This is a genomic window from Dyadobacter sp. HNCC25DJ186, assembly GCF_056895235.1.
This window is the reverse complement of record NZ_JBXHAS010000002.1, coordinates 184596-197912: the sequence shown is the minus strand read 5'-3', so window position 1 is coordinate 197912 and position 13317 is coordinate 184596. Positions and strand designations below refer to the sequence as shown.

Genomic DNA, 13317 nt, shown 5'->3' with positions numbered 1-13317 from the left:
TAGTCTAAATAACAAAATTTAAGTCAGAAGCAGTTTTATGATTTTACCTTTAGTTGTAATGAATACGCTCATGCATAATCGAATTCGGACAGTCGAGTTCTATTTAAAAAAAATATCAGTACCTCTTTTACTATTGATGCTTTTTCCAATTGTAAACCCGTCTGCCAATGCCCAGTCGAATCAGGCAGGCATTATTAAAGGCATCGTCACCACCATTGACGGAGCGCCTGCACGGGGAATATCTGTCAAAATCAAAAATACCTCGAAAGGCACCATTGCCAACACCAACGGAGGTTTCGAATTTAAGAACGTTCCCGCTGGAAACTATACCGTGGAATTTTCAATGATCGGATATGAAACATCGACAGCCGAAACTTCAATCACAGAAGAAAATCCAACGGCCAATCTATCCGTTCAACTGGATTTTTCTTCACGTAAACTCGACGAGGTAATCATCACGAGCGGTGGAAACCGGTTCGCAAAAAAAGAAAGTGACGATGTTTCTAAAATGCCGATCTCCAATATGGAAAATCCGCAGGTATACAGCGTTGTCAGCAAAGAACTTATGAAGGAACAGATCGTTACTGATTATAACAGTGCTTTTAAAAACGTGCCCGGCGCAGGAATTGCCGAGGTCAGAAACCAAGGCAGAACAACCTCTATATCGAGAGGATTTGCGACACCACAACTTGTCAGAAACGGCGTCGGAAGTTTTACGTATTCTTCGATCGACCCGGCTAATCTTGAACGTATCGAAGTAATTAAGGGACCATCCGCGACGCTTTTTGGAAGCACGTTATCATCCTTCGGAGGATTGTTCAACCGGGTTACCAAAAAACCATTTGATACCTTTAAAGGTGAAGTCTCTTTCTCGGCTGGAAGCTGGGATCTCAACCGCCTGACGCTCGATATTAATACACCGCTCAACGAGGATAAATCGGCTTTGTTGCGCGTGAACACGGCGATGCATAGTGAAAGAAGTTTTCAGGATGCAGGTTTTGCACGGAATTTTCTTATCGCCCCAAGCTTTTCGTATGCGGTGAATGAACGCCTAACATTACTTTTAGATGTTGAGTTTAGCGGTTATAAATCCACGTCACCGATGCGGGTTGCGCCATCGACGAGAGGAAAAGCCAGAAGTGTCACCGAATTAGGAATGCCATATAAATTATCCTTCGCGAATAACACAATCAATTACGCCGGCCAGCAATACAATATTTTCGGGCAAATCAAATACAAAATATCGCCGCAGTGGACATCGCAAACCGTTGTATCCAGAACCAGGTCTTCGGCTGACGGAAATGTTGTCGGCCTGACTATTCTTACTGATTCAACTTTGCGCCAGACCGTTACCAATCAGGACTATCCTTACTACGGTACTAATTTTCAACAAAACTTCATTGGCGATTTCCATTTGGGTCCATTGAGAAACCGGATCGTGGCTGGTATCGATGTGTATAGTTTGCGTGCCACCCGCAACGATGCCTCAGTTAACATGCCTGCCATTAATTTCAAAAAACCGGGCAGCGCTTACAACAATTTTAATCTGTCGAAGGTAACTCCGCTGTTGAACGCAGCCACATACAGCAATTTCGTTTCGATCAATGAACGGACATATAGTGCCTATGCGTCGGATGTGTTGAATATTACTGATCGGTTATTGGCCATGGCCAGTCTCCGCATAGACCGATACGCCAACCTTGGCACCTATTTCCCTGCCACCGATTCCACAGGCGGCGACTTTAAGCAAACCGCACTTTCACCAAAATTTGGCGTGGTTTACCAGATCGTCAAGGACAAGATCTCGATTTTTGGTAATTATATGAACGGGTTCAACAATGTCAGCGGCTCTGATTTTTTTGGTAATACTTTTAAACCAAACCAGGCAAACCAGGTTGAAGGCGGTGTGAAACTGGATTACCGTTTTGTGACGGCAACGTTTAGCTATTATGATATTTCCGTAACCAATGTCACCCGCGACGATCCGGACCATGTCAATTTCTCGATTCAGGACGGAACGCAGCTTAGCAAGGGTTTTGAAGCAGAGTTGATTGCCAACCCCGTTTCAGGACTGAACATTGTGGCCGGGTTCACTTACAACGACAGTAAGTATACGAAAAGCAACGAGAACATTCAGGGATATCGCCCGACCACGGCGGGTCCACCCCGAATGGCCAATTTATGGATCAGTTACCGGTTGGTGAAAGGTGCTGCAAAGGGTCTTGGAGCCGGTTTTGGCGGTGTATACGGTAGTGAATCATTTCAGAGCAATACCAAAACTTTCACTTTTACCATCCCATCTTACACGGTTCTGGATGCCTCGGTATTCTATGACCAACCCAGATTCAGAATTGGACTTAAAGCCGACAACCTGACGAGTGAAAAATACTGGTCTTACCGTTTGGCGGCACAAAACCCATTACGCATCACGGGCAACATCACTTTTAAGTTTTAAAGTAAAAGAACCTGTGACTATTAAAAAAGCAATCACGAAAATACACCTCTGGCTCGGACTCACGTCCGGGCTTGTTGTGTTTATTATCAGTTTGAGCGGTGCAACTTATGCATTCGTCGATGAACTCAGGCCACTTTTTTACCATGACCGGCTCTATATCAAACCGGAACAAACAAAGGTTTTACCCCTAAGCACCCTGTTTACGGTGGCAAAAAAAGCTTTGGATAACAGGCCGATTAACAGAGTTGAAATAACTTCACAGCCTGATCGGACTTACATGTTCCGATCGCAAAAGCTAAATCCCGACGGGCTTACCTACTGGGATTATTATCTATACTATTACCGCGTTTATATCAATCCTTACAACGGGAAAGTCGTTAAAATTGAAAATACAAAATACGAGTTCTTCCAGATGGTACTGGGCCTGCACATGCGGATGATGTTTGGAGAAAAGATTGGACATTATGTGGTTGGCGGGTCTGTCCTGATGTTTGTAGTGCTGCTGATATCCGGCTTAATATTATGGTGGCCTAAGAAATGGAGCAAGACTAGGCGTGACAAAAGTTTCCGGATCAAATGGGGAGGCAGTGGCAAACGCGTAAATTACGATTTACACAATGTTCTTGGATTTTATGCCTCCGTAATTTTGTTGATTACAGCGTTAACCGGGCTGGTCTGGGTCTTTGAATGGGTAGAAAATTCAGCCAGATTTGTGGCCAATGGCGCGACAACCATTGAAAAAACAAAACTGCCTGTATCAGATTCTACATTATCTGCCAGCGGAAACGGCATTGACAAAGCTTTGTTATCCGCTCGCCAGAGAAATCCCGGTGCCCGCTCTTATCTCGTTATTTTCCCTCCAAAGCCTACCGGAACGATTAACATTTCTTCCTATCTGAAAACCTGGAACCGCTATGATCGTTCGCAGGAAAACTGTGACCAATATACCGGAATACTACTTCGGGCAGCATCCTTCGCCGACCTTAACGGAGGTGATCAGCTTTATCAGCTAAATTTTGATTTGCACACCGGCGCCGTACTCGGATTGCCGGGTAAAATCCTGACTTTCTTCGCAGGACTAATTGCAGCTAGTTTGCCGGTTACAGGTTTTTTGATTTGGTGGAAACGGGAAAAAGAGAAAAATCGGAGAAAAAGAAACTGCCGATAAAACACTTTCATTTGCCCAAGAGAAATTGATAAAAATATTCCCTGTAATCGTTTTTTTTTATCTTTATGTAACCGTTATTTGATAATTTTCGTTTACTCAACCTTATTACAGTAAAAGTGACTATTAGCTATGAAAAAATACTGTTATCTATTGGCATTCTGGCTAGTTTTAGGGTGTAAAACGCATACACAAAATGAATCGCTTCCCGACGCCAGCGGGAAGTATGCTGGTGTTCGATCGGGATCCGATCTCATAGGTGTGCCAATACCTACTGGTTCAAAACCATTCTCTGAAAACATCGAAGTTGCAGTTGTTAAGAATGGAGAAAATTATTTTATTCAGGGGTTTGACACATTAGATCTGACAGTGCCGGTTAGTGACCAGTTGGGATTTAATATTCCGGTTGATAAAAATAGCAACCGAGTTTTAAGTGCTTATATCACATTTTCCGGCGACTCATTGGAGATTCGGGGAAATTGGAAATACACCTATGTCGAAAGCGGATACACCGATGCATCGATCAACACGCGTAATTTCCGCTTTGTTGGGTATAAAACTCAACTGTAAACCAGGCCACTCTTTATTTCTCTGACGGACAGCCCCTAAATGACAATCCGCGAAGTTGGGTAGTTCTGCATATCTTTTACTTCCTGATTCGGAATTAGTTCACGTTTTTTTAGAGAACGAAGGATACTGGATTTAACAAAGGCAGAAGTATATTACGTTTTATATTTAAAAAATAGGATTGGGTTAGCCAATTCCTAGCACTTAAGTACAATTTCATAATTCGGGCAATTAATATAAAAATTAGTAGCAATTTCTATATTTACTTAAAAATATCCCGTTGTATATCAACTAATTAAATAAAGTTTAATCGAATTAGTGTTAGGATTTTTAAACTCTAATGGCTTTCTTGCGTACTTCAATGAAAAAGCAAGGCCAAACATATCGCCCCAACTTCGCTTCACCCGTAGGGAGTCCGCCCTGAAGGATTACGTCCATTTCTTAACGTAATTCTTTTCATAATGGGAGTATTCCTTCCATTTCAATCCATCTATATTTATATTTTGAAAAATACTGTATCAGTAGTTTGCAAAACTGCTATGTCACCTGTGGGGAGTCCACCCTGACGCCCGAAGATGTATCCTGATAAATATTTTTTAAAGGCGGAAGGATAACTCCGTCCAAACCATCTATCACCTCATATACATGAAGGGTTACTTCAATCTTTTTGACTTTACGTTAAAAGTAAATTATAAAACCGAAATTCTGGCTGGTCTGACCGTCGCCATGACGATGATGCCTGAATCACTTTCTTTTGCTATTCTTGCCGGTTTCCCTCCCCTGGTTGGACTCTACGCTGCATTTATCATGGGTCTTGTTACCTCAATTTTTGGTGGAAGGCCCGGACTTATATCGGGTGGAGCCGGCGCAACTGTCATTGTTCTGATCGCGTTGATGAAATCAAATGGTATTGAGTATGTCTTTGCAGCAGTTGCTTTAGCGGGGGTAATACAGATTCTTGTCGGTGTCTTGAAGTTTGGCAAATTCGTCCGCCTGGTACCTCAGCCAGTAATGTACGGATTCGTTAACGGGCTGGCAGTAGTTATTTTCATGTCTCAGCTTGAGCAATTTAAAACTGTGGTCAATGGCGAAACGGCCTGGCTGAGCGGCACGCCACTTATTGTTATGTCAGGTCTGGTTTTGCTGACCATCGGGATTATCATTCTTCTTCCTAAAATTACAAAAGCCGCCCCCCCCTCCTTAGTCGCCATTGTAGTGGTTTTCGCAGTTGTACTGGGTTTTGGTATTGATACGAAAACAGTCCGGGACATTGCTTCTGTAAGTGGCGGATTTCCTCCGTTTCATCTTCCTAATGTCCCTGTTAATTTTGCTACACTTCAAATTATTTCCCCCTACGCTTTGATCATGGCAGGTGTCGGACTCACCGAAGGTTTGCTGACACTGAATTTGGTCGATGAAATTACTGGTACAAAAGGAAATGGAAACAGAGAGTGCCTGGCACAAGGAACTGCCAATATCTTAAATGGATTTTTCTCCGGTATGGGCGGTTGCCCGATGATTGCCCAGACCCTTGTGAACCTTTCTGCCGGAGCGCGAGCGCGTCTTTCGGGAATTGTGGCATCGTTAACAATTCTGATGATCATTCTGTTTGGTGCGCCGATTATTGAACTCGTGCCAATGGCTGCACTCACCGGCGTAATGATCATGGTAGCAGTCGGCACCTTTGAATGGGTTAGCTTCCGGATCATCAATAAAATGCCAAAACAGGATGTATTCGTCGGAATGCTGGTGGCTGCCATAACCATTTACCTTCATAATCTGGCACTGGCTGTTTTGATCGGGGTGATTATTTCTGCGCTGGTCTTTGCCTGGGAAAGTGCCAAACGAATCCGCGCGCACAAATCAGTAGATGAAAACGGAGCCAAAAACTACAAAATTTATGGTCCGCTGTTCTTTGGGTCAGTTACTGCGTTCAACGAGAAATTTGACATAGCCGGTGATCCCGCAGAAGTGATCATTGATTTTTCTGAAAGCAGGGTTGCGGATATGTCGGGAATCGAAGCACTCAGCAAGATTACAGAAAGGTACCATGCAGCTGGCAAAAAAGTGCATTTAAAACATTTAAGTCCCGATTGCAGAAAGCTGCTCGCAAATGCTGCTGATGTGATCGATGTGAATATTTTGGAAGACCCCAACTATCAGGTTGCCGTGTAAATCAGATCATACATGAACTGGACAGGTCGCCGCAAGCAGAAACATCAACTTTCGTTTTTGCTCTTCTGCTTATTATATCTGGCTACCTATTTCATCAAACAACCACCTTTCCTGGAAATCAATTCAGGCGGGACTGCTATTTTACAACATCTCAATAAGTCGTATTTCTGGTCCTTTCTTTTACGAGGAATCACTAAATAACTGCACTCATGAACAAGAAAAACGTCTTTACGGCTGGAAAAATCAATCCGGTCTTCTGGTATATCTGCCTATTACTTCCCCCATCGTTATATGCTTTGACAATCGGGTTACTTCATAAAGGCTTGCCTGCATTTGATGATTATATCGTGCAGCTCGAAATCGCACATATCGTCACCGTTGAGTCTTTTTGGGAAAAGATAAAAATTATTTTTGCCCAGCTTAATGAGCACAGGATCGCATACACAAGGATCTGGTTTCTGATCGATTATTTCACCGGTGCAAAAAGTCTTTCCTATTCCAAATTGATCTTCATTGGAAATTTACCACTGATCGGAATCTGGCTGTTGGTTTTATGGTGGATGAAACGTGTTGGAAGCTCAAACTGGGCTATACTTTGTATCGGCTGGTATTTATTTCAGTTCCAGTTTTTTGAGAATTCATTATGGGCAATGGCCTCGCTGCAAAACATAACAATTCACTTTTTATATCTGCTTCTGTTTACCCTCTTGGCCAGTCCTGATAAAACAGCATGGAAATTTTCTTTTCTGGTCGCCGTCGTTACCTGCTACACTTCGGGAAATGGTTTTTTTGTTCTTGGTATAGGTATGTTAAGTTTTGTTTTTCAAAAACGGTGGCGACATCTGGCTTATTGGTTGGGATTCACAGTGCTGTTATCAGCTTTGTACTTTTTTGGATATGAAAGTACCCGAACCTATTCAACTTTTGAAGGTGCACCAGCTCCTTTGAAAGATAAATTATTTGGATTTGCCGCATTTCTTGGACAAGTCTGCGCCGTACATCCTAAAATCACCAGTCCAGAATTTATAATTACCTGTGGGTTTATCATCTCCGGTCTCGCCGTATTATTGGTTAGTGCGGGTATTATAAAACTGTGGAAAATATTTGTAAGAAACAGCGAACTGAAAAAGGAACATTACTTTTTACTGGTACTGATTCAAGTGGCTGTGTTCGTTCTTTTTTCAGCAGCAATTTTATCTCATACGCGTATAGAACAAGGTGATTACCAAGCGGCTATTATCAGCCGATACCAACTCTATCCCACGATGCTGATCATCTGTATTTTTTGCATGGCTCTGTTGTTTTTTAAAACCAGGGCAAGGTTACTGGCACTGGCCGCGCTGCCGGTTGCGATCTTGGTTTGGCTATCGATCTTTCAAAAAAATCTGCCTGCCATGTATCAGTTCAGAAGCGAAATTCTGCTATCGTTTCACAACACGTCCCAGCTTGCACAGCCAGATTCGTTGCTGATCAAAAAAGTTTTTACTCCGCTCAATGAAACCAAAGAAGAATTGTCACAAATTCACCAGGCTTTGCAAATCCCTGTTCAGTGCAAGGGAGACACATTAACGGTCAGCGAACGTTCGATCGATTGCGAGCTTTGCCCAAACGGTTCATTGCCTGACGAAACCACTTATGTAGTCCTGTATCACCCGACAAGGCAGATTCTGTATCCGGTCCGCCGTACCCCAAATGCTGGTTTCGCTTCGTTTTGGTTAAGAGGGAAGTTATTTGAGCCCGGATTTCAGGGTATAATCAATCCATTCTTTTATAAAGCCTCCAATGATTCTCTCACATACAAAATAGGCCTGCTGAAACGGGAAGATAATGACATGACGTTTCAACTTACAGATTCCGAGCTGGACTTAATGTAGTCAATTCTATAAATTTTTAGTGCAGATTACCGAAAGCCGGCAACCTGCACTAAAACATTTACAAATCGTAATTCGTTAAAATTTCTCCCAACTATCATGCATTAATTACACGCTATTTTCGGACTAAATTTTCTGGTGGAATCCAGCCTGAAAAGATATTTTTCAAAGTATATTTTTGACGTTCCGTTTTTGAAAGCTGTCTCGACCAGGGAGTTCGAGTTTCCGGACTCGCGCCTTTTCCTGAGCTGTTGAACTCTGCATAAAAGGTTGTTTTCTCTTTTTCAGGAAACATATTATCGCCTTTCCAGGGGTCCCAGCCTTGCTTTAAAATATGCTTGCCCATCTCAGTATCTATGAAAACAGTTTTCGCATAAGGCCGCCATGGACGTCCAAGATAAACTTTGGTTGCGTCGTTCGAAGCAATCAGTTTACAATTAAAAAAAACAAAACCAAAAGCCTGGTTCTTGGTTGTCGAAGCGGCAGTAATGTAAGAATCAGCTAAACTTTTGATCACACAATTCTGGAAGACAACGGTTGCTTCTCCAAAAATAAAATCCGTAGTACCGGAAATAAAACAGTCCTTAAAGTAATTTCTGCCATCTTTTGAACTGTAGAGCGTATCCTGATTCCCTAAAATATTGCAGTTGCGTATGTCAATTCTGTCAGCCTCTGTCGCCAACGCAACCGCCTGCCCTACCCGTCCTGCCGTGTTTTCGATCGTCAGGTTTTGAAGATTGCAATCGTTGGCCTGAACAAGCACTGTGTAAGAAGTGTAGGTGCTGAATTTCGTGTTTTGGGTAAAGTCTTTTCCAGGAAAATCTTTTCCGGAGTAGTCAGCATTGGTTATAATTGTTTCTTCCATAATTTCACCAATCAATGAAATATTCTTTTTCCAGGCCGGAATGACCAGTTTTTCCTTGTAAATTCCCTTTTTGATCCGGATAATGGCTTTCAATTCCGAATGATCTCTCACGGCATTGACTGCTTCCTGTATCGTTTTGTAATCTCCACTGCCATCCTGCGCAACCGTAAATTTTTGCTCAACCACCTGCACCTGGGCATTCGTTACAACACACCAAAATAACCCTAAAACCAGACTCGCGATTTTCTTGAACATATTAAATTAGTTTGCTTTCGTTAAAGTCAAAGAAGCACAGTGATCACCGCAAAAATTTTAATAAAAATTGATATAACACAAAAATAATTTCCACCGCCGACTTTATTTTTCTTCGAATACCTGGTCAGTCTCCCGAATCAAAACCCTCATTAGTTCATCAGCTTTGGTATATTTTAATTTTACTGGATTCTGTCCGGACCAAAAATTCAGCATATCTGTTTTTCCCTGAGAAATGGCTGCTTCTCTCAAAGGACCCATCAGACGGGTTTGCAACGGAAATGGCAAAACAGGAATATGGTTCGGTACTTCTTCTGGGATCCGGTTGCCAATCATTCTACCCATCCGCCCGGTTAAAGATTTGGATAACACAGTAGATTTTACCTCTTCCGATAAAAGAGCAGCTTTGTGCAGTGGGCTGGCATTAGATTCATCCGTAACTAGAAAAGCAGTTCCCAATTGGACAGCATCGGCACCCAAAATAAAAGAAGCTGCAATTCCTTTACCATCAACGATACCTCCAGCCGCGATAACAGGTATTTTGATTTTTCTTTTAAGTTGCTGTACAAGCGTGAAAGTCCCTGTAAAAGAGTCTTCTGCCGAACGCAAAAAAGAAGGTTTGTGTCCGCCGGCTTCAAAACCTGCGGCCACAATGGCATCGACTTTTGCTTCCTCCAGCGCAAGCGCCTCATCCAGCGTTGTAGCTGCTCCGACTGTCACGATACCTAACCGTTGCGCTTCCCGAAGAATCTCGGTTGAGGGAATACCAAATATAAAACTGAAAACAGCAGGCCTAATCTCGAAAAGGGCTTCCACCTGTTTTTCAAATTTTGACGGAATATTACAATCCAGTACTGGCATTTCTATTCCAAGTTCATCAAAGTAAGGTTTGAAAATCGCCTTCACTTTTTCCATATCCTCATTCTGATAATCGGTGAGACGCGCATCCACATCCGAAACCCACAGGTTGATATTATAGGGCTTATCGGTTTTCATCTCAATCGATTTGGCAGCTTCCAAAATCTCCTCTGGTTTTAACGTATAAGCCCCCAGACTACCTAAACCGCCCGCATTTGACACAGCAGCCGCAAGGTCGGGCGTTGAAAATCCGCCACCCATCGGACCTAAAAATATGGGATACCGGATACCTAAAAGCTCTGTGATTTTGGTTTGATTCCACATGACTTTAGTTGCTTACGTGCGTTAATAATTTATTCACTATAACCCATTCCCGCCCCGTTTTATTGAGAGACAGCAGGTCGTAATAATTAAATTCAAACATAGGCAGATGTACTTTGGCAATTGCAATGGAATTTATAATTTCAATCGAAATTATTTCCATCCTGAATGTTTCGTTTAATTCAAAAGGGCTTTTCCGATTCTCAACGCCATAGAGGTACTCTGCAAGGCTTTTGAAGTAAGGTTGTCCTTTAATATCGCCGATTACCAGGGCCGCCGGATGAAACACTTGTCGAAGTAATACTTTGTCTCCTGTATAAACACCTTTAAAATAATTATTTAACACAACGGATACGGCCGCTGCATTCTCTGAATAATTGTCCATTTTTCCTTCCATTGTAAAAATGGTATGCTCCGGGTTTGTCACCCTTCGCATACCTTCAAAAATACTTTTCTTATTCTACCCTTATGCCATGTGATGGCCGGCGACATGCCCTCCATCCAGATTGATTATCTCACCGTTAACAAAATTACTTTTTGCCAGATAAAGCGCCAGTTCCGCAACATCCTGTGTTTCGCCGATGCGGTTTAACAGGTGAAGACCAGCAAGACTGTCAGCGTCATCAACACCGGTTTTAGCTTGCAACGGACTTCTTATAACACCTGGTGCAATTCCATTTACACGGATATTATTGTTACCAAATTCTGCGGCAAGTTGTCTGGTCAAAGCATGAATTCCACCTTTACTGGCGACAGGAGCAGTTGCCGGAAAACCACCGATTGCATGTTCCACCAAAACGGTACCAATATTGATTACAGAACCTTCTCCTTGATTAAGCATTTGCTTGATGGCTGCCTGGGTTGTAAAAAAAGTACCTTTCAAATTTATACTCAAAAATCGGTCGAGGTATTGTTCATCAACTTCCAGAAAAGATTTAGGCTCGAAAATACCGGCGTTATTGATCAGTACGTTCACTTCTCCAAATCGGCTCACGGCGAATTCAACCAGCAGCTTACCTGTTGCGGGATTGCTTATATCACCAGTCACCATTGCCAACCGCTTGTGGTTACCCAGCTCAATAAATGTTGCCCTCAGATTTTCTTCACTTACAGAATTAATCACGACGTTATATCCATTTTCTAGAAACGAGCCAGCAATAGCTTTTCCAATTCCGGTGGATGCGCCGGTGACGATGACGGTTAGTGCTTTCATTTTCTTGTTTAATTTTTATTACTTATTTCTGTTGGCTGTAATCCCATTTTCCCGCAGCACCGACACCTGCTCTCCTGCATAACCCCAATCATCCAGTTCAATTTCCTGAATTACGACATGGGTAAGTTTGGGATCCTTGTCGAGCACTTCTGTGATCAGGTTTGTCACGCCTGCAATGAGGGCTTGTTTTTGCTGGCGGGTAACACCTTCACGGGTTACCTCTATTTTTACATAGGGCATGGCTGAGAAATTAAAAGGTGATCAAAGCGTTCAACTTCACGTCTAATTCAAATTCGTTGTAGATCAGGGTATCACCAAGATTAGTAAAAAAGTTACCTGAACGAAATTTCATATCGTATTTAGTACGATCAACAATAATTTTACCAGCGGCTCTAACAGTACCATCCGAAATGGCAACCTCAGCAGGAAAGCTTGCAGCATGTGTTATGCCTTTAATCGTTAGATTTCCTGTAATCTTATAATTGTTGTTTCCCAGATAAGTTGCACTCGTAATGGCAAATGAGGCGAGAGGATACTGTTCAAGAGAGAAAAAATCTTCTGAAAATAGGTGGCCTGCAAATTGTGCGTTTAAATCCGGATCTGTAACATCCTGGATTTTGATCGTGCTTACGTCAATGGTAAAATCACCTCCGCTGAGCATTCCATCGGTCACGATCAGCGTTCCCGATTCAATGTCAATCGAGCCGTTGTGGGTACCAGTTACTTTTTTTCCTGTCCAGTCAATGCCGCTCTTAGCGCTGTCAACTCTGAATTTATTTGTTTCCATTTTCTTTTATGTTATCAATGAATAAAATTTGATAACACAAAGGACAGCAAGAAACGCCTGGCACTTACGTGACCTACATCACATTCGTATCGGGATTATTTATGATTGTTATAAAGCCTGCTGAGCGTCTCGCGCGATACGCCCAGATAAGCGGCAATCAGGTGTTTTGGAACCAAATTGTAGAGTTGTGGATACATAGCCAGCAATTCCTCATACCGGGCTTTTGTATCGTTATTCATAAAGGACAAAAGCCTTTTTTGGGAAGCAAGATATCCCTTGTTTGTACGCCACCGGAAAAAATGTTCAATTTGATGTAACTCGCTGCACAGCTTTTCCCGATCCTCGTTCGAAAGCCGCAACACTTCGGCATCAGCAATGCAATCCACGTTAATAGTTGCCCTGGTTTGATTGTATAAAGCGCCGTAGTCGGAAGTCCACCAGGTTGGCATTGCAAACTGAAGAATGTACATTTTGATTTCATCAGTGATGTAGAAAGCCTTGAGGCAACCAGAAACCACAAAGTATTCATGATCCACTTTTTGCCCGTCACCAATAATCACCTGTCCTTTCTTGTAAGACTGGGATTCAAAATGAGTAAAAACATAGTCAAACTGATCATCAGTCAGGCTGACCGTTTTTGCAATATGCTGCTTCAAAAGTTCTTTCCCTTCCATGCATTCCAGTAAATTTCAATGACCTAATTTGAAACTCTCAATTTCACTAATTCTTGTGTAGCGTATAATCTGTGATGAATTCAATTGGTAGAATTTCTAACAATGTTCAATAAC

General features: G+C 42.4%; 12 protein-coding genes. 5 read left to right on the top strand and 7 right to left on the bottom strand.

Annotated features, from left to right (window positions below; genetic code table 11):
* Positions 1–136: 136 nt before the first annotated feature.
* The 5 genes from AC1XUO_RS05735 (at position 137) to AC1XUO_RS05715 (ending at position 8236) form a co-directional block, all read left to right on the top strand.
* A complete protein-coding gene (locus AC1XUO_RS05735; protein ID WP_483328812.1) occupies positions 137–2455 on the top strand; it encodes a TonB-dependent siderophore receptor in 2319 nt (772 codons plus the stop codon).
* 13 nt (positions 2456–2468) lie between these two features.
* Positions 2469–3623 carry a PepSY-associated TM helix domain-containing protein gene (locus tag AC1XUO_RS05730; RefSeq protein WP_483328811.1) on the top strand — a complete coding sequence of 385 codons (1155 nt, stop codon included), beginning with the start codon at positions 2469–2471 and terminating at the stop codon, positions 3621–3623.
* A gap of 129 nt (positions 3624–3752) precedes the next feature.
* Positions 3753–4190, top strand: coding sequence for a hypothetical protein (locus AC1XUO_RS05725; protein ID WP_483328810.1), 438 nt, complete (start codon positions 3753–3755; stop codon positions 4188–4190).
* A gap of 642 nt (positions 4191–4832) precedes the next feature.
* Positions 4833–6362, top strand: coding sequence for a SulP family inorganic anion transporter (locus AC1XUO_RS05720; RefSeq protein WP_483328809.1), 1530 nt, complete (start codon positions 4833–4835; stop codon positions 6360–6362).
* 209 nt (positions 6363–6571) lie between these two features.
* The gene (locus tag AC1XUO_RS05715) at positions 6572–8236 is read left to right on the top strand and encodes a hypothetical protein (protein ID WP_483328808.1); all 1665 of its coding nucleotides are present in this window, start codon (positions 6572–6574) and stop codon (positions 8234–8236) included.
* 112 nt (positions 8237–8348) lie between these two features.
* Here the strand turns inward: AC1XUO_RS05715 and AC1XUO_RS05710 are convergent, their stop codons facing one another.
* The 7 genes from AC1XUO_RS05710 to AC1XUO_RS05680 form a co-directional block, all read right to left on the bottom strand.
* The gene (locus AC1XUO_RS05710; RefSeq protein ID WP_483328807.1) at positions 8349–9353 is read right to left on the bottom strand and encodes a pectinesterase family protein; all 1005 of its coding nucleotides are present in this window, start codon (positions 9351–9353) and stop codon (positions 8349–8351) included.
* 102 nt (positions 9354–9455) lie between these two features.
* Complete coding sequence (locus AC1XUO_RS05705; protein WP_483328806.1) at positions 9456–10532, bottom strand: NAD(P)H-dependent flavin oxidoreductase; 1077 nt, start codon at positions 10530–10532, stop codon at positions 9456–9458.
* Between the two features lie 4 nt (positions 10533–10536).
* On the bottom strand, positions 10537–10965 hold the full coding sequence (locus AC1XUO_RS05700) for a nuclear transport factor 2 family protein (RefSeq protein ID WP_483328805.1): 429 nt from the start codon (positions 10963–10965) through the stop codon (positions 10537–10539).
* A gap of 30 nt (positions 10966–10995) precedes the next feature.
* Positions 10996–11742 (bottom strand): SDR family NAD(P)-dependent oxidoreductase, encoded by a 747-nt coding sequence (locus AC1XUO_RS05695; protein ID WP_483328804.1) that lies wholly within the window; start codon positions 11740–11742, stop codon positions 10996–10998.
* A gap of 18 nt (positions 11743–11760) precedes the next feature.
* Positions 11761–11982, bottom strand: coding sequence for a tautomerase family protein (locus tag AC1XUO_RS05690; RefSeq protein ID WP_483328803.1), 222 nt, complete (start codon positions 11980–11982; stop codon positions 11761–11763).
* A gap of 10 nt (positions 11983–11992) precedes the next feature.
* Positions 11993–12529 carry a YceI family protein gene (locus AC1XUO_RS05685; protein WP_483328802.1) on the bottom strand — a complete coding sequence of 179 codons (537 nt, stop codon included), beginning with the start codon at positions 12527–12529 and terminating at the stop codon, positions 11993–11995.
* Positions 12530–12624: 95 nt separating this feature from the next.
* Positions 12625–13203: a Crp/Fnr family transcriptional regulator gene (locus AC1XUO_RS05680; RefSeq protein ID WP_483328801.1), complete on the bottom strand. Its 579-nt coding sequence runs from the start codon at positions 13201–13203 to the stop codon at positions 12625–12627.
* Positions 13204–13317: the final 114 nt, after the last annotated feature.

Bases quoted from the DNA above. Each gene is read 5' to 3' on its own strand.
- AC1XUO_RS05735 (WP_483328812.1), top strand. From the start codon at position 137: ATGCTTTTTCCAATTGTAAACCCGTCTGCCAATGCCCAGTCGAATCAG.
- AC1XUO_RS05725 (WP_483328810.1), top strand. From the start codon at position 3,753: ATGAAAAAATACTGTTATCTATTGGCATTCTGGCTAGTTTTAGGGTGT.
- AC1XUO_RS05720 (WP_483328809.1), top strand. From the start codon at position 4,833: ATGAAGGGTTACTTCAATCTTTTTGACTTTACGTTAAAAGTAAATTAT.
- AC1XUO_RS05715 (WP_483328808.1), top strand. From the start codon at position 6,572: ATGAACAAGAAAAACGTCTTTACGGCTGGAAAAATCAATCCGGTCTTC.
- AC1XUO_RS05710 (WP_483328807.1), bottom strand. From the start codon at position 9,353: ATGTTCAAGAAAATCGCGAGTCTGGTTTTAGGGTTATTTTGGTGTGTT.
- AC1XUO_RS05705 (WP_483328806.1), bottom strand. From the start codon at position 10,532: ATGTGGAATCAAACCAAAATCACAGAGCTTTTAGGTATCCGGTATCCC.
- AC1XUO_RS05700 (WP_483328805.1), bottom strand. From the start codon at position 10,965: ATGCGAAGGGTGACAAACCCGGAGCATACCATTTTTACAATGGAAGGA.
- AC1XUO_RS05695 (WP_483328804.1), bottom strand. From the start codon at position 11,742: ATGAAAGCACTAACCGTCATCGTCACCGGCGCATCCACCGGAATTGGA.
- AC1XUO_RS05690 (WP_483328803.1), bottom strand. From the start codon at position 11,982: ATGCCCTATGTAAAAATAGAGGTAACCCGTGAAGGTGTTACCCGCCAG.
- AC1XUO_RS05685 (WP_483328802.1), bottom strand. From the start codon at position 12,529: ATGGAAACAAATAAATTCAGAGTTGACAGCGCTAAGAGCGGCATTGAC.
- AC1XUO_RS05680 (WP_483328801.1), bottom strand. From the start codon at position 13,203: ATGGAAGGGAAAGAACTTTTGAAGCAGCATATTGCAAAAACGGTCAGC.